The sequence below is a fragment of the Hymenobacter piscis genome (genome assembly GCF_018760735.1).
GTDB classification, from domain to species: domain Bacteria; phylum Bacteroidota; class Bacteroidia; order Cytophagales; family Hymenobacteraceae; genus Hymenobacter; species Hymenobacter piscis.
The window spans coordinates 31,461-57,610 of record NZ_JAHHZN010000011.1 but is presented as its reverse complement, the minus strand read 5'-3'; the positions used below and the strand labels follow the sequence as shown (position 1 = coordinate 57,610).

Sequence of the window (26,150 nt, the reverse complement as noted above, 5' to 3'; positions counted from 1 at the left end):
GGCAGGACAGGATCAGACCGCAGGATAACCAACAAATATAATATTCGCTAATCGGTATTAAACAGGCAAATAGGCCTTTTGAACGAGTAAATCAGGCACTTGACCCGAATTCAGGTGTCGCCGCCGCGGAGTTATGCCCAGCAGAACCACGCGCGGCGGGTTTCCAAGGGCGTGTTGCGCAGAAATTCCGTTACCGGGTCCAGGCTCGTGAGCAAGGAAGTGAGGGTAATTGTTTCGCCGGTATGCAGATGCAGGCGCAGGTACTGGTAAGAACTCCAGAACAGCCGGTCCGAATGGCAGCTCACGCGCTCCACCCGGGCCAGGTCGCGCTTGCCGAACGGGATGCGGTGGCCAGCCTCGTACACTTCCAGCACGTTCTGCTTGGGGTCGAAAACCAGGGTGGTGTTCAGGTTCAGAAAGTAGTAGCGCAGGTGCAGCAGAAAGGCCGGTGCGGAAAACCCCAGTACCACCGCCGCCAGGGCCGTGAGCAGCACCAGCTCATGAACGGCCAGCGGACCCGCGTAGAAAAACGACCCCAGAAACGGCAGCCCCACGCCCAGGCACAGCAGGGGCCAGAACAGCAGCCGCAGCTGCCGGCTGAAAGTGAGCCGGTACACGTGGGTTTTGCGGCTGAACAGGCCGGTTAGCAGCCGCAGACCCAGCACCACGGCGGCCACCAGGGCGGCGGCTTCGAGCAAGGGCCGCAGAAAGAGCAGAAGCTTCATCAGAGAAAAGAACGGCGGCCGGCCCGGAATTCTGCCGGGGCGGCCGCCGGGTAAGGGTCGGGAAAGAAAATGCGCTAACGGACCAGAATCCAGGGCTCCCCGGCGTCGTGCGCCCGCAGGGTTCCGAAGGGCTCCAGGGCCAGGCCGTGCTGCTCGAACACGGCCCGCACGGCGTCGCGGCCGGCAGGATCCACGCACACGAGCAGGCCGCCGGAAGTCTGCGGGTCGCAGAGCCAGGCCCGCTGTTCATCGGTCACGGGCCCGATTTTGTGGCCGTAGGAATCCCAGTTTCGTACCGTGCCGCCCGGAATCGACTTCTGGGCGTAATACGGCGCGGCTTCCGGAATCAGCGGCACCTTACCGAACTCGATTTCGGCGGTCAGGTTGCTGCCCTCGCACACTTCCGAGAGGTGGCCCAGCAGGCCGAAGCCCGTCACGTCGGTCATGGCCCGCACGGCTTCCAGCTGGCCCAGCTCGGCCCCGATCTTGTTCAGGCGCATCATGCTCTGGGGCGCCAGCTGGGCATCCTCGGGCCGCAGAATGCCCTTTTTCTGGGCCGTGGTGAGCATGCCCACGCCCAGGGGCTTGGTCAGGTACAGCTCGCAGCCGGCCGTAGCCGTGTCGTTCTGCTTGAGGTTCTTAATGTCGAGCAGCCCCGTCACGGCCAGCCCGAAAATGGGCTCGGGCGAGTCGATGCTGTGGCCGCCGGCCAGCGGAATGCCCGCCTCGGCGCAGATGCTGCGGCTGCCCTCAATCACGCGGCGGGCCACTTCGGGCGAGAGTTTATCGATGGGCCAGCCCAGCACGGCAATGGCCATGACGGGCCGGCCGCCCATGGCGTACACGTCGGAAATGGCGTTGGCCGAGGCAATGCGCCCGAAATCGTAGGCGTCATCGACGATGGGCATGAAGAAGTCGGTGGTGCTGATGATGGCCTGGCCGCCCCCGATGTCGTACACGGCCGCGTCGTCGCGGGAGGCGTTGCCCACCAGCAGCTTGTCGTGGGCGGGCTGGGGCAGGCTGGTGTGCAGAATCTGGTCGAGGACCTTGGGGGCAATTTTGCAGCCGCAGCCCGCGCCGTGGCTGTACTGGGTGAGGCGGATGTCGTCGGTTTCGGTCATGTTGGTCGGAGTGAGGGTTCCCGCAGAGGAGCGCGGAGCTATTCAACGTATGGGAGCGGGAAATGCTGCCTGGGCCGCCCGCAGCACCAGCTCGGCATTCACCAGCGGGTCGCAGGTATCGGAGGCGACGGTTACGAAGGGGCGGCCGTCGAGGCCGTGGGAGTAGGTTTTGTCGTAGTAGTCGAGCACGAGACTCACCATTTTCTCCATGTCGCTTTCCCCGATGGCGGCCAGCGCGTCCTTGGTAGCCAGGCCGCCCAGGCGCTTGCGGATGCGCAAAATGGAACCGGCCAGGGCGGCGGGGTCTTCGCGCCCGTACTCGTCGGCCAGCTTGCGCACCCGCACTCCGCGCGGAATTTCCAGCACCACCAGCGGGGCCGTGCGCATCTGCTCAAAGAGCCCGCCCGGCACCGAAATGCGCCCAATGGTCCGGCTCTCATCTTCGAGCCAGATGGGCGCATCAGCGGGCGTGGCGGTCAGCAAAAGGGCCAGCTCGTTCTCGAACTGCTCCTGGGTGGGTTGCTCCGGCTGCCCGATGCTGCCGAAGGCCGAGCCCTTGTGGGCGGCCAGCCCTTCCAGGTCGATAACCGGCTGCTGGTGGGGGGGCAGGGCGTGGAGTACGTCGGTTTTGCCCGAGCCGGTGAGGCCGCCCAGCACCCACAGCGGCCGGGGCCGGTCGAATTCAGCCAGGGCCCAGCGGCGGTAATCCTTGTAGCCGTGGTCGAGCAGCTGTACGTCGAAGCCGGCCAGCTCCAGCAGCCACTGCACCGCCCCGGAGCGCATGCCGCCCCGCCAGCAGTGCAGGCGCACCCGCTGGTGCGGAGCCAGCTTGCGGGCCTGCTTCACGAACTGACTCATCTTGGGCCCGAAGAAATCCAGCCCCAGCAGCACGGCCTTGTCCTGGCTCTGCTGCTTGTAAGTAGTCCCGATGCGGGCCCGCTCCTCGTCGGAAAACAGCGGAAAGCTCACCGCCCCCGGAATGTGCCCCTGCGCGTACTCCACCGGCGCCCGCACGTCGAGAATGGGTACGTCGGCGGGGTGGCGCAGGAAATCGGGCAGGGAAAGGCGGGGCATTTGTTGAGTTAAAAATTAAAAGTTCAACATTAAAAATGAATGGCAGAACGGACTATCCGTCAGCAGCCCGACGAGTCCATTTTTTGTTTTTCACTTTTAATTTTTAATTCCCGAAAGGCAGCGCCGGTACAACTGCACAGTGTTTTCGAGGCCCAGGTAAAGCGCGTCGCAGATCAGGGCGTGGCCGATGCTGACTTCCTGCAGGCCGGGCAGATGCTGGTGCAGGTAGGCCAGGTTATCGAGGTCGAGGTCGTGGCCGGCGTTCAGGCCCAGACCCAGCTGCTGGGCTACCAGCGCCGCGTCGCGGTAGGGGCGGAGGGCGGCTTCGGGGTTGGCGGCGTAGTGGCGGGCATAGTCTTCGGTATAGAGCTCGATGCGGTCGGTGCCGGTGGTGGCGGCGGCGTGCACCAGCTCGGGCACGGGGTCGAGGAAGATGCTCACGCGGCAGCCCAGGCTTTTGAGGTCGGCCACGATGCCGCGCAGGTAGTCCTGGTGCTGCACCGTGTTCCAGCCGGCGTTGGAGGTAATGGCGTCGGGCGCGTCGGGCACCAGCGTCACCTGCTCGGGCCGCACTTCGCGCACCAGGTCCAGGAAATCGGGGGTGGGGTTGCCCTCCACGTTGAGCTCGGTGGTGACTACCGCTTTCAGGTCGCGCACGTCCTGGTAGCGGATGTGGCGCTCATCGGGGCGGGGGTGCACCGTGATACCCTGGGCGCCAAACCGCTCGATGTCGCGGGCGGCTTGCAGCAGATCGGGGCGGTTGTGGCCGCGGGCGTTCCGCAGGGTGGCTATTTTATTTATGTTTACGCTAAGCTTCGTCATACCTGGGGGCGGGCTGAAGGGAAAGTACGTGTCGTAAAGATACAGAGCCGAACAGCCCGGGGCCGTTTAAGTTGAAGCCGATGGTTGCCACCCCGCTCATTCGTTACCGCCCGCTGTTCGGGTTTGCCCTGCTGCTGCTGGCCGCGGTGGGAGTAGAATTGTTCGTGATTCAGCAGCCTGATTTCACGCGGCGGCCCGCGCTGCCCGCCGCCGTGAGCTTCGATGTGCTGGTGGGCCTGCCGGTGCTGTTCTACCTGCTGGTGGTGCGGCCCTACCGCCTGCCCGTGAGTACGGTGGCGGCGGCCTTCACGGCGGCCGTGGCCCTGGGCTTCTGGCTGCTGCCGCCCGCCCAGCAAACCTATCTGCACTGGACCCGCTACGGTCTGGTGGCGGCCGAAGCCCTCACCTTCGCGCTGGCCCTGCTGAATCTGCGGCGCCTGCGCCGGGCTTACCGGGCGGCGGCTACGGAGAATCCCGACCTGGTAGCCAACCTGCAAACTGCCTTCCGGGCCGTGTTCGGCCGCCCGCTCACGCCGCTGGTGACCGAGCTCAGTCTCTTCTACTACGCCCTGCTCAGCTGGCGCGCCCGCCCCGAAAGCCGCCCCACCGACCGGGTCTTCACGGCCTACCGCAACTCGGCTTTTACGGCTTACCTGGGCACGGTGGGCCTGTTGTCGGGGGTAGAAATGGGGGCGGCCCACGTGCTGCTGCTGCGCTGGAGCCCTACGGCGGCGCTAGTGGGCGGCATTCTGCACGCCTACGGGCTGCTGCTGCTGCTGGCCCATCTGCGGGCCGTACGCCTGCGCCCGGTCCGCCTCACCGCCGCCGGCGAGCTGGTAGTACGGGTAGGTTTTTTGTGGGAGCTCCGCCTGCCCGCCGCGGCTCTTACGGCCAGCCAGTTAATCAACGATGTGCCACCCGCTGCGCCCGGCCTCGTGAATGCGGCCCGGCTGCTGCTCACCCCGCCCAACCTGCTGCTCACGCTCCGGGAACCGCGCCGCGCCCGTGGCCCCTACGGCTTCCCCCAGCAAGTCAGCCGCCTGGCCCTCTATCTCGATGACCCCACTCAATTCCGGGCTGCCCTGGCGGAGTGGGCGCTGACCGATAGCGGCCCGGCATCCGGGAATAAGGCGTAATTTTGGCCCTTCCGGCGCAAATAGCAGCCGTTAGCTTCTGGCTGTAGCTGACCGCCGCCCCCCATTACCCTAAGCATCCTAATTCCTTTTCCCCCTGACATATGTCTCTGAAAGAAACCATCGACGCGGATATCAAGCAGGCCATGCTGGCCAAGGATAAGTTGCGCCTGACCACGCTGCGCAGCATCAAGTCCCAGATTCTGCTGGCTGAAACGGCCGAGGGCCAGCACGGCGCGGCCCTGACGCCCGATGCCGAAATGAAGCTGCTCACCAAGCAGGCCAAGCAGCGCCGCGAGGCCGCCGAAACCTACAACAAGCAGTTCCGCTCCGACCTCGAAGAAGTAGAGCTCAACGAGCTGGCCATCATTGAGGAATACCTGCCCAAGCAGCTTTCGGAAGCCGAGCTGGTGGAGAAGCTGGTCCACATTATCCAGCGCGTGGGAGCTACCGGCCCTTCTGACCTGGGCAAGGTAATGGGCGTGGCCGCCCGCGAGCTGGCCGGCCTGGCCGACGGCCGCCTGATTTCCCAGACCGTCAGCCACCTGCTCAACAACACCAATTTCTAGTTAGGGACCGACTGGGGAACTGGGGAACTGAGGGTCTGGGATGAAAGCCGATCAGCCCAGACCCTCAGTCCCCCAGATCCCCGGACCCCCACACCCCCAGACCTTCACGCCATGTCTACTTTCGATATTTTCCTGCTGTTTCTGCTGGGTATCGGGGCGGTGCAGGGGTACCGGCGGGGGCTGGTGGTAGAGGTTGCCACGCTGCTGGCCTTCGTGCTGGGCGTGGTGGGCGGGCTGGCCCTGCTCAACGATGCCCTTCCGCTGGTGCGGCACTACGTGGGCGAGGCCTTCGGGATGCTGCCCCTGGTGTCGTTCGTGCTGGTGTTTGCCGCCATTGCCTGGGGCGTACATCTGCTCAGTGGCTTTATCCGCACGGCCGTTCACCTCACCCCCCTGGGCTTCCTCGACAACCTGGGTGGAGCCATCAGTGGCTTGCTCAAGTGGGTGCTGGGTTTGAGCCTGCTGCTGTATGGGGTGGAGTCGGCGGGTTTTCCGCTCATTGCGCCCCACCTCGTGGCCGATTCGCAGGTGCTGCCCTACGTGCGCCAAGCCACTCCCCTGGCCCTGAGCATCGTGGGCGTGGTGCTACCCTTCGCCGGCACCCTGCTGGCCCGGGTGCGGGAGGTGTTTTAGGGGTAGAGCTCAGTGCATTGTAGGTAGTGCTCAGACAGTTCAGGAAAATCGGTAAAGCGAGCTAGTCGCGAGGTCGAGGCACTAACAGCTAAGCACAAAGTTCTAACATCATGCGTCTGCTGCTGCTGGATAATTTCGACTCGTTCACCTACAACCTGCTGGATTACCTGCGGCAGCTGGGGTGCGAGGTGCTAGTGCGCCGCAACGACGCGCCCCTGGCGGAGTTGCGGGCCCTGGCGCCCGAGGCCGTGGTGCTGTCGCCGGGGCCGGGCACGCCGGCGGCGGCAGGCAACCTGCTGGCCGTCATCGGGGAGTTCCACGCGCGGCTGCCCATGCTGGGCGTGTGCCTCGGCCATCAGGCTTTGGCCGAGTTTTTCGGGGCTCCGGTTGGGCGCGGGCAGCGGCCCATGCACGGCAAAGTATCGGAAATTTCGTGGGTGGCGCCCGATGTGCTCTGGCAGGAGTTGCCGGCCCGGATGCCGGTGACGCGCTATCATTCGTTGGTGGTGGGACAGTTGCCGCCCGTGCTGGAGGCCCTGGCCTTTACCACTGGGGCCGGTACGCCCGAGCTGATGGCCCTGCGCCACCGCAGGCTGCCCCTGCACGGGGTGCAGTTTCATCCCGAAGCCCTGCTCACGCCCCACGGACTGGCGTTGCTCGGCAATTGGGTCAAGAGTTGTATCATTGCACATACCGCCCTGGTAGCCCTACCCGGCCGGTTTAGTTCTAGCGAAGATGGCGTTGCAGATTCAGGAGAAAAACGACTTCCAATACGTAGATGAGGGCACCGGCGAGGTGCTGCTGCTGCTGCACGGCCTGTTCGGGGCCCTCAGCAACTGGGAAGACGTGGTAGCCGAGTTCAGCCCCCGCTACCGCGTCATCATTCCGCTGCTGCCCATCTACGAGATGCCCCTGCTCAAGGCCGGCGTGCCGGGCCTGGTGAGCTTTGTGGAGGAGTTTCTGGCCGAAATCGGCCTGACGGAACCCTGCGCGGTGCTGGGCAACTCGCTCGGCGGCCACATCGCGCTGGTGTACGCGCTCCGGAACCCGGCCCGCGTGTCGCGGCTGGTGCTTACCGGCAGCAGCGGCCTGTTCGAAGACGGTATGGGCGGCTCCTTCCCCAAGCGCGGCAATTACGGTTTCGTGCAGGAGCGCGTGGCCTACACCTTCTACGACCCCGCCGTGGCTACCAAGGAACTGGTGGATGAGGTGTTCAACGTCACCAATTCCAACGCCAAGTGCCTGCGCATTATCAGCATCGCCCGCTCGGCCCAGCGCCACAACCTGGCCAAGGAGCTGCACAAAATCAGTGCGCCCACCCTGCTGGTCTGGGGCCTCAATGATACCATCACGCCGCCGGTAGTGGCCCACGAGTTTCACCGGCTGCTGCCCAACTCCGAGCTGCGCTTCCTTGACCACTGCGGGCACGCGCCCATGATGGAGCGGCCCCGCGCCTTCAATGCCCTGCTGCTGCAGTTCATGGCGCGTTGCCCCGGGGCCGTCACCTCGTAGCGGGGGGCTTCCAGGAGCGGGTGCAACTATTCAACCGGTTCGGCCACTCTACTAGCTACCTGCGTAAAACTTTCTGCGGAACCGCGACTTATACGGCTCAGCAATTTGCTTCCCGACCTGTTTTCTGCCGATTCTCCGATGAACTCCATCCTCGCTGAAGATTTACTGAACCAGATGGTTCCCCCGCTCAAGGTCACGGACTCCACGGAGAAGGCGGCCCGCTGGCTGGAGGAATTCCACGTGGGGCAGTTGCCCGTGCTGGAGGACCGCCTCTACCGCGGCCTCATCACGGAGTCGGACCTGATTGACCAGGAAGGCACCGGGGCCCTGCTGGGCAGCCTGCAACTGGGCTTTGCCGATGTGCACGTGCAGCGCGACCAGCACTTCTACAACATTATCGAGCTGGCCGTGCAGAACAAGATTCAGCTCGTGCCGGTGCTGGACGACCAGCACGAGTACCTGGGCGTCGTGACCATCAGCGACACGCTGGCGGCTTTTGGCCGGGTACCCGTGGCCACGGGCCAGCAGGGTATCATCGTGCTGGCCATGGAGGAGCGCGACTACTCCCTGACCCAGATCAGCCGGTACGTGGAGGAAAACAACGCCAAAATCATGAGTGCCCACGTGGCCCAGGATGAGCACGACCCCTACCGCATCCGGCTTACGCTCAAGCTCAATACGCCCAACATTACCCGCATCATCGCCACGCTGGAGCGCTTTGGCTACTCCATTACGGCCCAGTTCAGCGGGGCCGGGGAGCCGAGTGAGGATGAGCAGCAGCGCTACGACGCCCTGTTGCGCTACCTCAACATCTGAGCCCGCGGGGGAGTGCTGCTAACTATTCTGACGTTTCTGCTGAGCTGTCTGCCCGTCGCGGCCCACCCGGGCCCGCCCGCGCCCCGGCCGGCCACCGTCGTGGCACCCGATACGCTCCGCGCCCCCGGCCCCGACAGCCTCGTACGGGCGCAGTGCCCCGGCTACGCCACGCTGCGGATTGGGCGGCTGCTGTTCGTGGGCAATAAGGTAACCAGGGAAGTAGTATTGCAGGCCGAGCTGGACTTCCGGGAGGGCGACACACTGACCACGGCCAATCTGGGCCGCCGCCTCGAAGCCAACCGCCGCCGGCTCTTTAACCTCCAACTGTTCCACCAGGTGCTGGTGCAGGCCGTCTGTCGCGATGGGGAACTGACGGTACTCTACAGCTTTCAGGAGCGCTGGTATCTCTTTCCCATTCCCATTTTCTCTCTGGCTGACCGCAACTTCCGCTCCTGGCTTGATCGTCCTGACCGGTGGCAGCGGGTGGATTACGGTTTGCATCTGGTGCGCAGCAACTTCCGGGGCCGTAATGAGCAACTGCTGGGCAACCTTCAACTTGGTTTCAACCGCAAATACGAGCTGTTTTACGAAGCGCCTGGCTACGGCCGCCGCCGGCGCATAGGCTTCGGCGCCGGTTATTCCTACTACCGCAGCCGCGCTCTGGATTACGCCACCGTCAACGACCGGCTACGCAACCTGCGCCAGGAAAAGGACTTTCCCATCGAGCGCCAGTACGCTACGGTGGGGCTACGCTGGCGGCGTACGGTACAGTTTCTGGCCTCGCTGGATGTTGCTTACCACCACGAGCGGGTATCTGATTCGGTGCTTTACTACAACCCCGACTACTTTCTCAACGGACCCCGGCGCGAATACCTCGAGTTTAAGTTCGTTAGCACGCTCAACCAGCGCAATACTTTTGCCTATCCGCTCACTGGCCAGTACGCTCAGCTGGCAGTCAGCTACCGCACCTTTCTCGGCAATCAGACTCCTGACAACCTTACCGTAAAGGGCCGGTACAACCGCTACGTGTCTTTGGGCGGCCCATTTTACTACGCCGTGGGTGCCACCGGTCAGCTCCGCTTTGCCCGCGCCCTGGCTTACCCCGACCGTCGGGCATTCGGCTACGATATCCTGGTGCGCGGTTACGACGCTTACGTAGTGGAAGGACGCCAACTGGGGCTGCTCCAGCAAGGACTAAGCTACCGCCTGCTCGATCTGGGTAAGCTCCGTCTGCAAAGCATTCCCAGTACGCGTTTCAATACTATCCCGCTGGTCTTTTATTTAAATACCTTTGCCGATGTCGGCTACGTGCGCCAGCCGGGGGAAACACCAGCCAACCGGCTGCCCAACCGGTTACTGGCATCTGCCGGGGCAGCCCTGCACCTGGTTACCTACTACGACTGGGTTTTCACGCTCGAATACGCCCGTAACCGGGAACAGCAGGGCGGCTTCTTTTTTCGCACCCAGTTTCCCATCTGAGCCGTTGGGCAGAATAGCTGAATTAAGTTTTTGTTATGAAAATTGCCATTCTGGGTAAGCCCTTCGACGAAGACCAAGCCGCCTTCATGCAGGAAATGATGGACGATTTGCTGAGCCGTCAGGCAGAAATCAGCATCGTCGATACGTTCCACGACTATCTGAGCCGACACATCACGCTGCCTGAAGGCATTACCACTTTTACCCGTCAGGATTCACTGGCCGGCAACCGTTTTGTGCTCAGCATCGGAGGCGACGGGACGCTGCTGGACACAGTGACCTACGTTGGGGAGCTGCAAATCCCAATTCTGGGCATTAATACCGGCCGGCTGGGCTTCCTGGCTACTATTTCCCCTGATAAAATAGCACAGGCCATTGACGCTTTGTTCAAGGGGCACTTTGTACTGGAAGACCGCAGCCTGATTCGAGTTGATACGGACCCGGATACGTTCGGGGATATCAACTTCGGTCTCAACGAGTTCAGTATTCTGAAGCGCGATACCTCATCCATGATCGTCGTACATACGTACATCGACGGCGAGTACCTGAATTCCTACTGGGCCGATGGGCTGATTGTTGCCACGCCAACTGGTTCCACAGGCTATTCACTGAGTTGCGGTGGGCCGGTAATGCTGCCCCAGACAAACAATTTCATCATTGCCCCCGTATGCCCTCACAATCTGAACGTGCGGCCTCTTATCGTATCGGATCGGAGCGTCATCTCCTTTGAGATAGAAGGACGCAGTAACAATTTTCTGCTTTCTCTTGACTCCCGTTCCCGTACCGTAGAAGCCGGTATTCAGATTGCAGTTCGCCGAGAAAACTTCAACGCTCGTCTGGTGAAGCTGAATCATGTTAACTTCCTGAGTACCTTGCGCAGTAAGTTAAACTGGGGCCTTGACCGGCGCAATCCGGCCGGAATTCCAGTCTGAACTTGGTGTTTTTCAACGATTTGTTTTTTTAGTTCCCGGCATCCCCCTACTTTTGTCCCTAACTGAGGCCGTATGTCTTCGGCAGTCAGTGCTTTTTTCAGCCTGATATCCCTAATTTTTCGCTCAATATGAAGCAATTCTTCACCCACACGTTAACCTTGCTGCTGGTGCTTGCACTGGTAGCGTCGGAGGCAAACGCGCAGCAGTTCAGTAAGCGCAAGAAGTACAACTCGGTTGGCGTAACGCTGAATGCGATGAACTACTTTGGCGACATCACCCCGAAGACAAGCATTCCTAGCTTCCGACTGGGTGCAACTCGACCTAATATAGGTCTCAACTTCACACGTCGTTTTGCACCTCGTATCTCAGGTCGGGCTTCTCTTTCCTACGGGCGTATTACGGGCGATGATGTTAAGGCAGCAGACCAAACTGACCAACAAGCTAAGTTCCGTTTCAACCGTAACATGAACTTTCGCAATGACATCCTCGAGTTTGCGGCTGTTGGAATGTTCGATTTGGTAGAGAACCGCAATAATTATATCAGACGACCTGATTTTGTACCATATTTGTTTGGTGGAGTAGGCGTCATACGGCATAACCCCAAGGGTACAGATGCCAATGGTGACATTGTTGCTCTCCAACCGCTGCGTACTGAGGGACAATCTAAAGGATATGCGCTAACTCAATTTGTTATTCCATTCGGTGCTGGTGCTCGTTACAAAGTAAGTAAGCTGTTTGACGTTGGCTTAGAACTTGGTTTTCGCAAGACATTTACTGACTACTTGGACGACGTAGGAGGGAATTACGTAGATAATCGTTCAGTCTTGCAGTCAGGAAATGCTCAGTACTTTGGATGGGATATAACTAAAGGAAAAGCGCTGGTACCAGGTACTTATGATCGTTCTCAGCAGGGGGGTGAAGTGCGTGGTAACAGCAATGAGAAAGACTGGTATACTACGCTGGGGATTTCAGTAAACTACATTTTGGCTCCAAAAGTACGTAACCCTAAATTCCGGTAGTCAACAGATGTGGCTGTCGTGTTATCTGTCAACAGTTAGTCAGCCGAATGACCAATTTCCGATTTAATAAAATGCTCCTTATCGGTTTAGCGCCGGTAGGGAGTATTTTTTTTGCTGCCTCCGCTTCGGCGCAGAACACCACTGAGATAGGCTTGGGCATTGGAGGACTCTCCTACAAAGGAGAGTTGTCGCCGAAGTATCAGTTGCGTAATAACCGTCCGGCGCTTACCGCCTTCTTCCGCAAGGATATTTCTCCGCCAGTCACGTTACGCGCAGGAATTATGGGCGGAATGTTACGCGCTGATGATCGTAATGTAAAGGGAGTGAATGGCAACATTACACCCTTGGCAGCTTATCGCGATGCATACCTAAAAGGTGGTTTGCTGGAACTTTCCGGGACGATGGAATACAATTTCTTCGACTATCATGACCGGACCGATAAGATCCATTTCACCCCTTACGTATTTGTGGGATTAGCCGGGTTTTACGCAAATACCCAAACGGTAAGTATCGCCCAGCCCAATCTGAATGCTGATGAGAGTGTTATCAGCCTAGCCATTCCCGTGGGCGTAGGCTTCAAATACGCTTTGTCGGAACATTGGAATCTGGGGCTGGAGGTTGGGGCCCGGAAGACGATTACCGACAATCTGGATCATATCGATGGCCAGAGAGCCCGGCAAAACGACCTGCTAGGCAACCCGAACGACCAGGATTGGTACTTCTACAACGGATTAAGTATTTCATATACTTTCTATAAAATCCGCTGTCCTGACAAAAGCCAGGAAAAAGGAAAGAAGCAAGACTAACTGGTTTTGCTGGTAAACTGGTAAGCCAACGGCCCGCCTTATCGGAGAGATAGGGCGGGCCGTTGGCTTGGGGCTCAGTGGCAAGCCCTTATTGACCAACAGGGAATGCAACCATTTACGTAACTTGCGGCCTCTTTACGCAAAAAGTACCCATGGCCGTTCGGTCCGAAATTGATTCCCAGAAGGTTCCCGCGCACGTTGCCATCATCATGGATGGTAACGGAAGGTGGGCGAAGCAGAAAGGTGGCCTGCGCATTTTTGGCCACCAGAGTGCTATTACGGCAGTACGGGAAACCGTGGAAGGTGCCGCCGAAGCTGGTATACAGTATTTGACGCTTTACGCGTTTTCTACTGAAAACTGGGCCCGCCCTGCTCACGAGGTAATGGCCCTGATGCAACTGCTCGTGCACACAATTCGCAAGGAAACCCCCACGTTGCTCAAAAACAGCATTCGGCTGCAGGCCATCGGGCAAATTAGCAACCTGCCGGCTTCGTGTCAGAAGGAACTGGCGGAGGCTATGGAACTGACCAAGCATGGCGCACGCATGACCCTGGTGCTGGCGTTAAGCTACAGTGGGCGCTGGGATCTGACCCAGGCGGCGCAGCGGGTGGCGGCTGAAGTGGCTGCCGGCCGCTTGCAGCCAGAGCAGATTACGGAAAACACCGTGGCCGGGTTTCTGTCGACGGCCGGGATACCGGACCCGGAATTGCTGATTCGGACCAGTGGCGAACAGCGCATTAGTAACTTTTTATTGTGGCAGCTCGCCTACACGGAACTGTTCATTACCGATTTGCTGTGGCCGGATTTCCGGCGCGAGCATCTTTACGATGCCCTGCGGGCTTACCAGCAGCGGGAGCGTCGGTTCGGGAAAACCAGTGAGCAGCTAACCGTTTCGTAATCGCCGAACATGAGTTCTTCCTACCATAAGATTATTCCGGTTGCCGCTCTGGCCCTCACGCTGGGCGTAGCGCCTCTTACCGCCGCCTTGGGGCAGGTGCAGGCCCCCTTAACAACGGGTGAAGAACCCCAGCGCTACACGCTAGGCGGTATCACCATCAGCGGTGCCCGATACCTCGACGCCAACACCCTGATTGGCCTGACGGGCCTTAAAGTCGGCGACCCCATCACGGTGCCTGGGGAGGAAATCGGGAAAGCCATCCGCAAATTGTGGGACCAGGGCATTCTGGGCGATGTGAGCGTGAGCATTGCCCGTACGGAAGGCACCCGGATTTTTCTGGATTTCAACCTCAAGGAACGGCCCCGGCTTTCGAAGTTTGAGTTTGAAGGCATCAGCAAGGGGCAGGCCGATGAGCTCAGAAACAAGATCAAGCTGATTCGGGGCAAGGTGGTAACCGATGCACTGCTGAGCAATACCCGGAGCCAGGTACGGAAGTTTTACACCAACAAGGGCTTCCTCGACACCAAAGTCAACATCACCCAGCGGCCCGATTCGTCGCTGTCGAACAGTGTGGTACTGGCTATTGAGGTGGATAAGGGCTCCAAAGTCAAAATCAACGATATCGTATTTGAGGGCAATACGGCCTTCTCCGATGGCAAACTGAAGGGCAAATTCAAAAAGACCAAGGAGAAGAAATTTCCCAAGTTCTTCAACTCGGGTAAATACCAGGCCAAGGAATTTGCCGATGACAAGCAAAAGCTGCTGGACTTCTACAACAGTGAAGGCTACCGCGACGCCACCATCGTGTCCGATTCGCTGACGCGGGAGGGCGACGGGCTGAAGCTAACCGTGCGGGTAGATGAGGGCCCGAAATACTACTTCCGCAACATCAGCTGGAAGGGCAATTACCTCTACGACGACAAAACGCTGGCCTCGGTACTGGGGATTAAGGAGGGCAGCGTGTACAGCAAGGAAACGCTGGACAAGCGCCTCAACTACAACCCCACCGGCCAGGACGTGACCTCGCTCTACATGAACGATGGTTACCTCTTCTTCCAGATTGAACCCGTGGAAACCCGGGTGGAGGGCGACTCCATCGATATCGAGATGCGCGTAACCGAGGGCGTGCAGGCCCGGGTGAAAGACGTGAACATTGCCGGCAATACCAAAACTTCCGACCACGTGGTGCGCCGCGCGCTCTACACGCTGCCCGGTGATAAATTCAGCCGCGAGAACCTGATCCGCAGTCAGCGCGAACTGGCTACGCTGGGCTACTTCGACCCCGAAAAAATCGGCCTCAACCCGGTGCCGAACCAGGCCGACGGTACGGTAGACATCAACTATACCGTGGAAGAGAAGCCCTCCGACCAGATTACGCTCTCGGGCGGCTGGGGCGGCTTTGCCGGTTTCATCGGTACGGTAGGCTTGGTGTTCAACAATTTCTCCCTGCGCAAAGCCGGTACGCTGAGTAACTGGACGCCTGTGCCGTCCGGCGACGGCCAGCGCCTGGCGCTGAACGTGCAGGCCAACGGCTTGCAGTACCAGGCCTATTCCTTCTCCTTCACGGAACCCTGGCTGGGCGGGCGCAAACCGAACTCCCTGTCGGTTAGCCTGACTAAAACCATTTTCCGGCAGGGCACCAACTTCGATGCCAGCACTGGCAGCTCGCTGAAAACCAACGGCGCCAGCGTAAGTCTGGGCCGTCGCCTGCGCTGGCCCGATGATTACTTCACCCTGAGCAATGCCCTGTCGGTAACGCAGTATAAACTGAACAACTACTTAGGGCTGGGACAGGATTTTTTCCCCAACGGCACCGGTACGGCTACCAACATCACCTTCAACAGCACGCTATCCCGCAACAGCATTGATAACCCTACCTTCACCCGGCGGGGCTCCTCGCTCGCGCTGAGCGTGAACCTGACGCCACCTTACTCGCTATTCCCGGGCTCTCACCCCGACGTGGTGGAATGGGTAGAATTCCATAAGTGGATGTTCGATGCTTCGTGGTTCTCGCCGCTGGTAGGCAAACTGGTTCTCAACACCCGCGCCCACTTTGGGTTTATTGGCAACTACAACAGCGACCGTACCATCGGGCCGTTTGAGCGTTTCAAACTCGGCGGAGCCGGACTGGGTTTCGGCGGCAACGCCAACTTTCTGGCCGGTACGGAGTTCGTAGGCCTGCGGGGCTACGCTGACCCCAACGACCCCAACTCGCTGCCTGCTTCGCGGTCCTCTTCTTCGGGGGGCGTGGTGTACAATAAATTCGTGATGGAAATGCGTTACCCGGTCAGCCTGAACCCGGCGGCTACGGTGTACGTGCTGGGCTTCGCCGAAGCGGGTAATTCCTTTGAGCAGTATGCCAACTACAACCCCTACAAGCTCTACCGCTCGGCAGGCGTTGGCGCCCGGATTTTCATGTCGGCATTCGGTTTGCTAGGGTTCGATTACGGCTGGGCTTTCGACAACGTTCCGGTGTTGTCGCCCACGCAGAAGCAGGACAAGGGCATCTTCCACTTCATCATTGGTCAGCAGCTCCGCTAAGCCCGGCGGCGCTCCGGGCCGCCACGCATCCTCTTGTACGGTATGAACTACATTTTTTTGCGAGTAGCCGCCCTGGTGCTTTTCCTGGGCCTGATGGGAGCCCGGCCCGTCGCCGCGCAGAAGTTCGGCTACGTCGACTCGGAGTTCATCATGAGCAAGATGCCGGCTTACGCGCAGGCCCAGCAGGAACTCAACACGCTTTCCACCAACTGGCAGAAGGACATTGAGGGCCAGAAAAAAGATCTGGATAAGCTCTACCGGAATTATCAGGCCGAGGAAGTGGTTCTGACGGAAACCATGAAGAAAAAGCGGCAGGATGAAATCCTGACCAAGGAGCAGGAAATCAAAGCCTACTCCAACAAAATCTTCGGGTACGAGGGCCAACTCTTCAAGAAACGCCAGGAACTGACCAAGCCGGTGCAGGACCTCGTGTTTGAGGCCATCGAGAAAGTAGCCAAGAAAAAACAGCTGGCTATTATGTTCGATAAAGCCGGCGACCTGACCATGCTCTATACCAATCCCGTGCACGATTACACCGAATTCGTGCTGGAAGAGCTGGGCCTGGCCTCGGAAGAGCGCAACCAGCCCGGCCAGAAGGGCCCGGTGAAATCCGTGGCCACGCCCACTACCCCGGCCGGTGATGCGGCCGGGGAAGAAGAACCGGTACCGGGCCGCCAGCCCGCCCGGCCGGCAACGCGTTCGGCAAGCCGAAAAAAGTAACTTTGTGCATCTAACTCTCTGACATTTTCCTTTTTGATGACCACCATGAACAAATTCCGCGTTGCCCTGGCTGCTGCCGCTCTTACTTTCACTACGGCTACTGCCTCGCTGGCTCAGACCGCACCGCTGAAAATCGGCTACACCAGCGTGGAATACGTGCTGAGCCAGATGCCCGAGAGCAAGCAGATTGAGTCGCAGCTGAAAGACTACAGCACCCAGCTCAAAAACCAGCTCGACACTAAATACACCGAGTACCAGACGAAAGGCGAGGCCTTCCAGAAAGGCGCTGCCACCATGCCTGACCCAGTGCGGGCCGATAAGCAGAAGGAGCTGCAGAACCTGCAGCAGTCCATCCAGGAGTTCCAGCAGAACGCTGAGGCGTCGTTGCAGCAGAAGCAGCAGGCCCTGCTCAAGCCCGCCCTCGATAAGCTCCAGAAGAACATCGACGCCGTAGCCGAAGAAAACGGCTATACCTACATCCTGAACTCCGATGGCGCCAGCCCGGTGCTGCTCCACGGTCCTAAGGAAGGCGACGTATCGGATCTGATTCTGAAGAAAATGGGTATTACGCCCGGTGCGGCCACTGCTGCCCCAAAAGTAACGACGCCGGCCGCGCCTACTCCTGCAGCCGTGCCTACTGCTACCAAAACGAAAACCAAGTCGAAGAAATAGCCGAATCGGTTTCTTCTGGCCTGAACTACCTGCGCAGCCGGGGCTTATGCTCCGGCTGTTGCTGTTTACCCTTTTTAGCCGGCTCCGGGCCGCCGGCGTCGTCACCGTCTGACCCTCGTATGGCTGAGCTGGAAGAAGAACAAGAGCAAGAATACCCCGTATCACCCGCCCCGCTGCTGCCCAACTCCCCGGAAGCTGCCGAGGAAGACCTGGACGACGAGGACGCCGGTGATGAACTCTACGAGCATCACCGCATTCAGGCCAACCGCAAGCAGGAGCTGCTGCGGCTGGATAAGTTTCTGCTCAACCGCCTGCAAAGCACTTCCCGCACGCGCATTCAGAACGCCATCCGGGCCGAAGCGGTGCAGGTGAACGACCGGCCGGTGAAGTCGAACTACCGCGTCAAGCCCTTCGACGTCATCACCGTCACGCTGCCCGAGCCGCCCCGGGAATTCAAGGTCATGCCCGAACCCATGGACCTCGATATCCGCTACGAGGACCCGGAACTGCTGCTGGTCAATAAACCGGCCGGACTGGTAGTGCACCCGGCGTTCGGCCACTGGGAAGGCACCCTGGTCAATGGCTTGACCCACCACCTCAAGGACATGCCCACGGGTCGCAACGGCGAAGTCCGCCCTGGCCTCGTGCACCGCATCGACAAGGACACCTCGGGACTGCTGGTAATCGGCAAAACGGAATTTGCCATGACCCACCTCTCGAATCAGTTCTTCCATCACAGCATCGAGCGGACTTATCTGGCCCTGGTCTGGGGCGTGCCCAAGGAAACGGAAGGCACTATCCGCACCAACATCGGCCGTAGCATCAAGGACCGCAAGATTCAGACGGTGTATCCGGAAGGGGAGGAGCTGGGCAAGCACGCCGTAACGCACTACAAGGTGCTGCGCTCCTTTGGTAAAGTCACGCTGGTGCAGTGCAACCTCGAAACCGGCCGTACCCACCAGATTCGGGTCCACATGAAGCACATCGGCCATCCGCTGTTCGGCGATACTACCTACGGCGGTGACCGAATCGTGTACGGACAGCGGACGGGTGCCTACAAGGCCTTCGCCGAAAAAGCCCTGCTCCGGATGCCCCGCCAGGCCCTGCACGCCAGGTCGCTGGGCTTTGAGCATCCCATCACCCGGGAGCACCTGCAGTTTGAAGTCGAATTGCCGGCCGATTTTGAAGCCGTGCTGGCCATGTGGGAGCAGTACGCCGCCAACCCTTTCTGAGTCCGCCACAGCCCTTAAAACACCAAAAGGCCCGCTACCGAAGTAGCGGGCCTTTTGGTTGGTCGGCCGACGCGCAGCGAATACTACTTACGACGGGCCGTTGGGGCCTTTTTGGCAGGCTGCGTAATGGCTTCAATAGCCGTTTTCGCCTGCTCGTCTTCGGGCTTCAGGGCCAGAGCCTGCTGCCAGTAAGGCAACGAAGTCGTTTTGTCGCCGAGCTGGTAGTAGTAGTAACCCAGGTACTTGTTGGCTTCTACTAAACCCGACGTGTACTTATCGGGAGTCTCAGAGGCTTTGACCATCTTGATATACTCCTCGTAGTACGGCTTGGCCAGGCCCTTCTTGGAGTCCTTGTCCATGTTAGCATTGGCACGGGCGCGCATCTGGTAGCCGGGGATGTACTCCGGACGCTCTTTCGTGATAATGCCGTAGAGGCTGTCGGCAGGCATATACTGCTCGTTCAGCTCGTAGGCCCGGGCCAGGTATACCTTATCGGTCAGTTCACCACCGTTGTTGGCGGCCATCCGGGCCCGGTAGGTAGAAATGGCCTTGGGGTAGTCCTTAGCCGCCAGATAGGCCTGCGCCAGCTCGTTCTGCAGTTCAGCGGCTTTCTTGGGATCAGCCTTGATAGCGGCCTCAATCATCGCCGCACCTTCCGCCGTTTTGCCGCCTTTGATAAGCATCTTACCGTAGTACACGTTGTCTTCGGTAATCATCTTATCCTGGGCCTTGGCAACATCCATGTATTTCTGCATGGCAGCTACGGCAGCGTCATTCTGGCCCATCTCGTACAACGAATAGGCTTTCAGGCGGTTCATGGTGAGGTTGTTAGGATCCTGGGCCAGGATCTTGTCAATCTCTACCATGGCTTCCGGGTACTTCTTGGTCAGGTACAGGAAGGAAGCGTTCTTGGCCATCGTGTCCGACGATTTCTCGGCCAGCGAGGAATACTTCTGGAACTGGGCCAGCGCGTCGTCGTAACGACCGGCGAAGTAGTAGGTTTCGGCCAGCGAGTTGTAGGCGGGCGCGTAGTTTGGGTCAAGGCTGATGGCCTTGTCGAAGTTTTCCTTGGCTTGGTTGTAGGTGCGGGCGCGCAGGTTTAACTGTCCTTTACGAACATAGGCCTGCACGTTGTTCGGGTCGGCCATGGTGGCGCGCTCGTAGCTGTTCATGGCTTCACCGCCACCCGATTCCGATTTCTGGTAGATGTCGCCGCGGGCAATCATCAGGGCCGGATTATCCTTGCCACTTTTGGCGGCCAGGGCTTCTCCTGCTTTCACGTACTCCAGGGCTTTGGAAATATCCTTGATGTTGGATTCAGCGTAAGCCTGAGCAATCATCGTGTACACATCGAGGTCTTTGCCTTTCGACGCTTTCACGGCGTTGTCAAACTGAATCTGGGCCTCAGCGGCTTTGCCCTGGGCCAGAGCAGCCCGACCGGCCGCAATCATGGTCATCGGCTCCTTCTTGTCGAGGGTAACCCGATTGAAGTAATAAGCTGCCGAGTCCGGCATTTCGCGCATCTGGTAGAGGCGGCCAAGCTGAAACGAGGTTTCGTTGGACTGACCCTGACGGAGCAGAGTGGCACGGGCTTCATTGTAACGCTCCAGTTCGAGGGACTTCTGGACCCCCGTGGACTGGGCCAGGGCGGCCGAGCCGGAGACAGACAAAGCAGCGAGGAGCGTGAGCTTCCAGGGCTTAAGGTTCATGTGCGAAAGGTTTAGTGAAAGTACGTAGGAAGGAAAAAGACTGCTACTAGTTAGGCTTCACCTCAATGAGGCGAACCTGACCGGTGGCGGGCATCAAACCGGACTTCAGCATAATCAGCTGGCCTTTGTTGCCTGCCACGAAGGATGCAAAACCGGTGCCAAGACCGGCCCGGGCCTCCCGGCTGACCACGTACAGCTCCCGGCGGAGCGGATACGTTTTCTGAGCCAGGTAAGCCTGATAGGGCTGGAAATAGTCGTCGGAGGTGGCACCGCTGGCTTTGCTGCTGATGCCGGCTACCCGAACGCGCTTCAGAAACTTCTGCACTGCGGCGTCGTCCCGGTCACTGATCCAGTTAACGCCGATAACGCCAATGGCATTCGGATGGGTTGCAACGTAATCGAGCAGGGCAGGGTTCGATTTGGAGGCAAAAATGCCTTTGGCCAGAGCCACGCCGCCGGTAATGGAATCCTGCACGAAGCGGGCCGTGCTGGAATTGTTGTTGTCGAATACGGCGGTGATATCGCCCAGTGAATTTTTCGGACTGATCTGCCCCCACTGCTTCAGCTGGCCGGTAAAAATACCGCGCAACTGGGCGGTGGTCAGCAGGGAATCGGGGTTGCCGGGGTGCATGATGATGGCCACGCCATCTACGCCGATCCGAATGGTTTTGGGCTCAATCTTGAGGCGCTTGAAATGGTTTTCCTCTTCCGCCGTGAGCTGGCGCGAAATCACCGCCAGCCGGATACTGTCAGCCAGCAGGGCCTGTACAATGTCGCGCTCCGGCTGGTAGGTAGCCTGCACCTGAGCCGCCGGGTACAGCTTCTGAAAGGTATCAACCTGTGATTTGAGGATGGGCTCAAACGTCTCATCCACCCCGATGCGAATAGTGCCGCTGGTTGGGGTATCAAGGTCTGGTTTGCTGTCCTGGGTGCCATTCCCATTGCAGCTCCACAACACCGAGCCCATGAGCAGGCCACCGGCCAGAACCTTGAAATTAACGCGCATCATCCCGGTTTTTTCTGAAGTGTTGCTGGTATGTTCGGACAAATCTAATGATTCCGTAAAATACGAAGACGGCGGCCAGCAGTTGGCGCGGCGTTTCGGGCAGATTAATGGTGCCGGCCGGCACAAACCACAGGTAAATACCCAGCACCATGTAGAGCACCGACATGATGAGGGTAAAGTAGCGCACGAGGCCGGGTTGACTGTGGTGGCCCAGTCGGTCGTCGGTTGTGGGGCGGTTGTCAGACATGAGAAAGCTGGTAAGAAGGCAGGTCGTCCGTCTAAACGCCAAACAATAAGTTTTTTGTTCGCCAACCGTATGGGTGGCTGCGAGCGGTCAGACGTTACAAACGTAAAAAACGTCAAAAAACGGCTGGTTTATGCTACCAGCCGTTTCCTGACATTGTAAGCGTCATGCAATCAATTCACTATCGAACCCAATCGGCTATTCATACTTGAACGTGATGGGCAGATTGTAGCGCACGGGCACGGCATGGTTGTTTTGGTAGCCTGGTTTCCAGGCGGGCATCTTACCAATGACCCGCGCCGCCTCTTCGTCGGTGCCGTAGCCCAGGCCTTTCAGTACTTCCACATCGGTAATAGAGCCGTCGGTATTCACGGTGAAGGAAATAAAAACCTTGCCCTCAATACCCGCCCGCAAGGCCTGCGAAGGGTACTTCATCTGCTTCTGCAGGTATTTCATCAATGCGGCGTTACCGCCCATGAACTCGGGCATCTGCTCCACGTGAACGAAGGGCGTAACCACGGCCGGCGCCGCAGGTCTGTCAGCAGTATCGTTGCCTCCACCCGGGTTCGGGTTGGCAATAAGCCCGCCGTTACCGTCCTGATCTATGGGGCCGGTGAGTACCGGGCCTTCCAGCGCCGGTGCTTCATCTTTTGGTTTATCCGGCGTTTTGGCATCTTCGTCGCGTACCACTTTGGTGGGAACAGTGGCTGTACTGGTTCGGATGGTGGCAGTAGCCGCACTGGCGGGTGGTTGAGACTTCACCGGCTCAACTAAGGTAGGGGGAGGTAATATGTCGATTACCGGACCCGGCTTCACGGTGGGTGGTACGACCACATCCGCCGGCCATACCCGCTGCACGATAACCGGAACGGCAATCAGTAAAGCCGTCAGTGTGATGCCCAGGGCAACGGCTTTGGTCACGTGGCGGCCATAGACCTGGCGCAGGACGTAGGCGCCATAGGCCTTGTTACGGCCCTCGAAGACCATATCGTCGAGGGAGGGGAGGGAAGTGCGCGCGGCTGTGGTCATACGGGTACGGCGTTAAGTGAGGAATGAAAGAATACAGCTATTCAAGCCGGTACAATGCCCAACTGCTCCGTGCTTACTTCCTGGCTTTCAAGTAATCAACGTGTAGTATAAGGCAGGTAGTATATCGGCCGGGTATAATTTTTTTAGGGAACCAGTACGAAAGCAGAACGCCCGAACCGGACGGCTGTCCAGTTCGGGCGTTCAGGTGGCATCAACGGGTTGGTAACCGGGATGTTACTTAATGGCGAAGGTTACGGGAACCGTGTAGTACACGGATACAGCGCGACCATTCTGCTTACCAGGCGTGAAGCGGGGCAGGTTTTTGATTACCCGCATCGACTCTTCGTCGCAACCGGCACCGATACCTTTCTGCACTTCCACGTTGGTCACGGCTCCATCAGGACCTACTACGAACTTGATGAAAACGCGGCCTTCTACCTGATTGCGCAGTGCCATTGCCGGATACTTGATGTTTTTGGCAATGTACTGCAGCAACGCTTCCTGTCCACCGGGGAATACCGGCATCTGTTCCACGTAGGTGTAGGGCTTGTTGGTCACTACTTCTTCAACCGCCTTCGTGCCTTCACCGGGTTCCAAACCAGCCAGGTCGGCCGGATTGTCGGTGTTGCCTTTTACGGTTACTGTAGCCACCGTTTTCTCCTTGAGCTCTTCCTGATCCGGAATTTCTTCCTTTTTCACTTCCTCGTCCTTCTTGACAACGGGCGGGGTGAACTTGATCGTCGTGAGCTTAGGTGGTGGGGGTGGCGGCGCCTCCGGTGGGGGTGGCGGTGGGGGTGGGGGTGCTACTTTATCCAGCGGCGGGGCTTCCATCAGCTCGTTCACCTTGAGCATCTGATCCTCCACAACTACCTCATCCTTTTTTAGCATGCGTGCCACCAAAGGGAAGGCAATCATGAGGGCGAAGAGAGCCACGGAGATAAGCACTGCACGGGTAACGTGCTTACCGTACACGCGCCGGATTATGTAAGCCCCGTAGGCCTTATTGCGTCCTTCGAAGACGATGTCATCGAGGGATGCATTGGCCAACTGTGCGTTGTCCATCATAACCCTGAAGATTGAATGAGGTCAGTATCCGCTTTCGAAATGTCCACCAGCGCGTATTTCTTCTGGTCGGTGATGTTCATTTCGTCGAGGATATCGACCATGTTTTTGTAATTGGACTTGTCGTCCGGCTTGATCAGTACCACCAGATTGGGGTTGCTCTTGCGGGCCAGCAGCTCCTTGCGGATACCGTTGGCGTCGTAGCTCGAAGCCTTAAGTTCTGGTTTCGTGTCGTTTGCCAACAGACCATCGTAATAGTAGATCTTGTTGTTTTCCCCGAGCAGAATGGTAAAAGCATTGGATGCTTTAATCTCAGACTTTTCGGTATCATCCTTCGGCTTCACCGGCATCGTGACCTGCATCACGGTGGGTTTGCTAAAGGTGGTCGTGAGCATGAAGAAGGTCAGCAGCAGAAAGGCCAGGTCTACCATCGGGGTCATGTCGATTTTGGTCGACATTTTCTTTGCCCGCTTTTTCCCGCCTTTTCCGCCGCCGCCGCTACTCTGTTGTATTTCTGCCATATCGTCTGTGCGGGATTAGTTACCGGCCACGGGTTTGGTTTCGAGGTCGGTAATCAGGTTGAACCGGTTAATGTTCTTCTCCTGCATCAATTTGATGACTTTCTTCACAGTTGGCACGTTCGCCTCGCCGTCGCCTTTAATGGCAATGTAGGCAGGGGTGCTGAACTGCTTCCGGCTGAGCGACTGAGCCGCCATCACCCACTCGATGAGCTGGTTGTTAAGCGAATCGGACGGGATGCCGTCCTGCTTAACTTCCTTGCGCTGCTCGCTGTCCAGGTTCAGCAGAGCGGGCAGTTTCTCGATGGGAGTGCCAAAGCTGGCTCCTACGCCTTTGAAGGCCTGTACCTGCTTGGCCGTGAAGCTGACGCCGTACTTGGCTCCTACTGTGCGTAGCAACTCAGTTTTGATCTCGTCGTCGCCAACTCCGAAGAAGATGCGCGCATCCTTGTCCACCGCAACAGTGAGAACGTGGGACTCGGGCAAGCGAATTTCGGAAGTGGAAGAAGGCGTATCTACTACCACCGCTTCTTCCGGAGCGAACTTGGTGGTGAGCATGAAGAAAGTCACCAGCAGGAAGGCCAGATCCACCATCGGAGTCATATCCAACGAGGGGGATGTTCTGTGAGGCTTTACTTTAGGCATTGCTGGTGTAATTAAACGCGTGATTCAGAAACGAACAACCCAACACTTTAGTGCAGTGCAGCACTAAAATTAAACGTTGGTGGTGTTGGAGTGGTCCGTGGCACCATGCTGGGCCGAGAAGGTCTGAATGATGCTGAAGCCAGCTTCGTCGATGCTGTAGGTCAGCTCGTCAATTTTGCTGGTGAAGAAGTTGTAGGCGATAATGGCCAGGGCCGAGGTCGAAATACCCAGAGCCGTGTTGATGAGTGCTTCCGAGATACCGTTAGCCAGACCAACGGCGTCAGGAGCACCACCAGCGGCCAGAGCCGAGAAGGCCTTGATCATACCCAGTACCGTACCGATCAGACCGGTCAGGGTGGCTACGGAAGCCAAGGTGGAGATGATAACGAGGTTTTTCTCCAGCATCGGCAGCTCCAGGGCCGTCGACTCTTCAATTTCTTTCTGGATGGCCAGTACTTTCTGGTCTTTCTCCATGTGACGCTCACGCGACATCTCCTGGTACTTGCCCAGACCGGCGCGTACTACGTTGGCTACCGAGCCTTTCTGCTGGTCGCAGGCAGCAATGGCACCGGTGATGTCGTTCACGTTCAGTTTCTGACGGATGATACGCACGAAGGATTCAATGCTTTTCGAGCCTTTGGCGCGGCTCAGCGTGAGCGAACGTTCGATCGAGAAGATAATCACGAGCAGGAACATCGTCATCAGCACCGGTACTACCGGGCCACCTTTGTACACTACCCCGAAATAATCGCCCGAAATCGGGTTGTTTTCGTTGCTGCCGCCCTGGAAGTGGCTACCGTCACCCAGCACGAACATGTAAATGAGTACGCTTACAACGAACGCCGCGAGGATGGCGATAATGGCAAATGCGGAAGAACCGCTGCCCTTGGCGTCGCTTTTCGGCGCTGCAGCAGCGGCAGGCCGAGCCGCGGGCTTATTCATGGCATTCTTTTGTTCCATTGTTCCGGAGAATTAGTGGGTTGTTGGTGAAAGGTTGAGCGTTTTGTAAAAAAAGTTTGGAAAAAGAGCTGACTAATCCTTCCGGCACGATAGTTCCTGTTCACCCACACACTCTGAGGCCTAAGGCCGGCAAAGCATGGGTCTGCTCGTGTACAGGACTCGTAGTGCAAACAAGCCTAGCCTTGGCAAACCTACTTAAAAAACATGAGTGCCGCCAAATGAAAAATGCGTTTAAACGCTTTAAAACTACACGCGCCTTAAAAAAAGGCTATTTC

Annotated in this window: 27 protein-coding genes; 15 read left to right on the top strand and 12 right to left on the bottom strand. The window is 58.5% G+C overall.

What is annotated here, in order from left to right:
* Nucleotides 1-131 precede the first annotated feature (131 nt).
* The 4 genes from KLP40_RS12990 to KLP40_RS12975 form a co-directional block, all read right to left on the bottom strand.
* Entirely contained in the window at nt 132-725 is a 594-nt protein-coding gene (locus KLP40_RS12990; RefSeq protein WP_215594216.1) for a hypothetical protein, read from the bottom strand.
* Nucleotides 726-799: 74 nt separating this feature from the next.
* Entirely contained in the window at nt 800-1,846 is a 1,047-nt protein-coding gene (gene selD, locus KLP40_RS12985) for a selenide, water dikinase SelD (protein ID WP_215594215.1), read from the bottom strand.
* A gap of 42 nt (nt 1,847-1,888) precedes the next feature.
* Nucleotides 1,889-2,920, bottom strand: coding sequence for a tRNA 2-selenouridine(34) synthase MnmH (gene mnmH, locus KLP40_RS12980; RefSeq protein WP_215594214.1), 1,032 nt, complete (start codon nt 2,918-2,920; stop codon nt 1,889-1,891).
* 96 nt (nt 2,921-3,016) lie between these two features.
* Complete coding sequence (locus KLP40_RS12975; protein WP_215594213.1) at nt 3,017-3,742, bottom strand: pyridoxine 5'-phosphate synthase; 726 nt, start codon at nt 3,740-3,742, stop codon at nt 3,017-3,019.
* A gap of 80 nt (nt 3,743-3,822) precedes the next feature.
* Here KLP40_RS12975 and KLP40_RS12970 point away from each other — a divergent pair, with 80 nt between their 5' ends.
* From KLP40_RS12970 to KLP40_RS12900, 15 genes are all read left to right on the top strand, one after another.
* Nucleotides 3,823-4,878: a hypothetical protein gene (locus KLP40_RS12970; protein WP_215594212.1), complete on the top strand. Its 1,056-nt coding sequence runs from the start codon at nt 3,823-3,825 to the stop codon at nt 4,876-4,878.
* Nucleotides 4,879-4,979: 101 nt separating this feature from the next.
* Nucleotides 4,980-5,444, top strand: coding sequence for a GatB/YqeY domain-containing protein (locus KLP40_RS12965; RefSeq protein WP_215594211.1), 465 nt, complete (start codon nt 4,980-4,982; stop codon nt 5,442-5,444).
* A gap of 111 nt (nt 5,445-5,555) precedes the next feature.
* Nucleotides 5,556-6,077, top strand: coding sequence for a CvpA family protein (locus tag KLP40_RS12960; RefSeq protein WP_215594210.1), 522 nt, complete (start codon nt 5,556-5,558; stop codon nt 6,075-6,077).
* 110 nt (nt 6,078-6,187) lie between these two features.
* On the top strand, nt 6,188-6,859 hold the full coding sequence (locus KLP40_RS12955; RefSeq protein WP_215594209.1) for an anthranilate synthase component II: 672 nt from the start codon (nt 6,188-6,190) through the stop codon (nt 6,857-6,859).
* Nucleotides 6,813-7,589: an alpha/beta fold hydrolase gene (locus tag KLP40_RS12950; protein ID WP_215594208.1), complete on the top strand. Its 777-nt coding sequence runs from the start codon at nt 6,813-6,815 to the stop codon at nt 7,587-7,589. Before KLP40_RS12955 ends, KLP40_RS12950 begins: the two co-directional genes overlap by 47 nt.
* Nucleotides 7,590-7,727: 138 nt before the next feature.
* Complete coding sequence (locus KLP40_RS12945; protein WP_215594207.1) at nt 7,728-8,405, top strand: CBS domain-containing protein; 678 nt, start codon at nt 7,728-7,730, stop codon at nt 8,403-8,405.
* A gap of 12 nt (nt 8,406-8,417) precedes the next feature.
* On the top strand, nt 8,418-9,884 hold the full coding sequence (locus tag KLP40_RS12940; RefSeq protein WP_215594206.1) for a POTRA domain-containing protein: 1,467 nt from the start codon (nt 8,418-8,420) through the stop codon (nt 9,882-9,884).
* Between the two features lie 35 nt (nt 9,885-9,919).
* Nucleotides 9,920-10,813 carry an NAD kinase gene (locus KLP40_RS12935; RefSeq protein ID WP_215594205.1) on the top strand — a complete coding sequence of 298 codons (894 nt, stop codon included), beginning with the start codon at nt 9,920-9,922 and terminating at the stop codon, nt 10,811-10,813.
* Nucleotides 10,814-10,941: 128 nt separating this feature from the next.
* Complete coding sequence (locus KLP40_RS12930) at nt 10,942-11,832, top strand: DUF6089 family protein (RefSeq protein ID WP_215594204.1); 891 nt, start codon at nt 10,942-10,944, stop codon at nt 11,830-11,832.
* 71 nt (nt 11,833-11,903) lie between these two features.
* Complete coding sequence (gene porG / locus KLP40_RS12925) at nt 11,904-12,638, top strand: type IX secretion system protein PorG (protein WP_215594203.1); 735 nt, start codon at nt 11,904-11,906, stop codon at nt 12,636-12,638.
* A 152-nt stretch (nt 12,639-12,790) separates the two neighbouring features.
* Nucleotides 12,791-13,537, top strand: coding sequence for an isoprenyl transferase (locus KLP40_RS12920; RefSeq protein WP_215594202.1), 747 nt, complete (start codon nt 12,791-12,793; stop codon nt 13,535-13,537).
* Between the two features lie 9 nt (nt 13,538-13,546).
* Complete coding sequence (gene bamA / locus KLP40_RS12915; protein ID WP_215594201.1) at nt 13,547-16,078, top strand: outer membrane protein assembly factor BamA; 2,532 nt, start codon at nt 13,547-13,549, stop codon at nt 16,076-16,078.
* A gap of 42 nt (nt 16,079-16,120) precedes the next feature.
* On the top strand, nt 16,121-16,798 hold the full coding sequence (locus KLP40_RS12910; protein ID WP_215594200.1) for an OmpH family outer membrane protein: 678 nt from the start codon (nt 16,121-16,123) through the stop codon (nt 16,796-16,798).
* Nucleotides 16,799-16,843: 45 nt separating this feature from the next.
* Nucleotides 16,844-17,470: an OmpH family outer membrane protein gene (locus tag KLP40_RS12905; protein ID WP_246558820.1), complete on the top strand. Its 627-nt coding sequence runs from the start codon at nt 16,844-16,846 to the stop codon at nt 17,468-17,470.
* A gap of 119 nt (nt 17,471-17,589) precedes the next feature.
* A complete protein-coding gene (locus tag KLP40_RS12900; RefSeq protein ID WP_215594198.1) occupies nt 17,590-18,702 on the top strand; it encodes an RluA family pseudouridine synthase in 1,113 nt (370 codons plus the stop codon).
* 83 nt (nt 18,703-18,785) lie between these two features.
* On the opposite strand, the gene KLP40_RS12895 is transcribed toward KLP40_RS12900, so the two are convergent.
* From KLP40_RS12895 to KLP40_RS12860, 8 genes are all read right to left on the bottom strand, one after another.
* The gene (locus tag KLP40_RS12895; RefSeq protein WP_215594197.1) at nt 18,786-20,411 is read right to left on the bottom strand and encodes a tetratricopeptide repeat protein; all 1,626 of its coding nucleotides are present in this window, start codon (nt 20,409-20,411) and stop codon (nt 18,786-18,788) included.
* A 46-nt stretch (nt 20,412-20,457) separates the two neighbouring features.
* Nucleotides 20,458-21,420 carry a PstS family phosphate ABC transporter substrate-binding protein gene (locus KLP40_RS12890; protein ID WP_246558819.1) on the bottom strand — a complete coding sequence of 321 codons (963 nt, stop codon included), beginning with the start codon at nt 21,418-21,420 and terminating at the stop codon, nt 20,458-20,460.
* Complete coding sequence (locus KLP40_RS12885; RefSeq protein ID WP_215594196.1) at nt 21,407-21,664, bottom strand: DUF308 domain-containing protein; 258 nt, start codon at nt 21,662-21,664, stop codon at nt 21,407-21,409. The genes KLP40_RS12890 and KLP40_RS12885 overlap by 14 nt, the downstream gene beginning before the upstream one ends.
* Before the next feature lie 195 nt (nt 21,665-21,859).
* The gene (locus KLP40_RS12880; protein WP_215594195.1) at nt 21,860-22,690 is read right to left on the bottom strand and encodes an energy transducer TonB; all 831 of its coding nucleotides are present in this window, start codon (nt 22,688-22,690) and stop codon (nt 21,860-21,862) included.
* Between the two features lie 234 nt (nt 22,691-22,924).
* Nucleotides 22,925-23,755 carry an energy transducer TonB gene (locus KLP40_RS12875; protein ID WP_246558817.1) on the bottom strand — a complete coding sequence of 277 codons (831 nt, stop codon included), beginning with the start codon at nt 23,753-23,755 and terminating at the stop codon, nt 22,925-22,927.
* Nucleotides 23,752-24,273: an ExbD/TolR family protein gene (locus KLP40_RS12870; RefSeq protein WP_215594194.1), complete on the bottom strand. Its 522-nt coding sequence runs from the start codon at nt 24,271-24,273 to the stop codon at nt 23,752-23,754. Before KLP40_RS12870 ends, KLP40_RS12875 begins: the two co-directional genes overlap by 4 nt.
* 15 nt (nt 24,274-24,288) lie before the next feature.
* Nucleotides 24,289-24,915: an ExbD/TolR family protein gene (locus KLP40_RS12865; RefSeq protein WP_215594193.1), complete on the bottom strand. Its 627-nt coding sequence runs from the start codon at nt 24,913-24,915 to the stop codon at nt 24,289-24,291.
* Between the two features lie 69 nt (nt 24,916-24,984).
* Nucleotides 24,985-25,875, bottom strand: a complete 891-nt coding sequence (locus KLP40_RS12860) for a MotA/TolQ/ExbB proton channel family protein (RefSeq protein ID WP_246558816.1) — start codon at nt 25,873-25,875, stop codon at nt 24,985-24,987.
* Between the last annotated feature and the right edge of the window lie 275 nt (nt 25,876-26,150).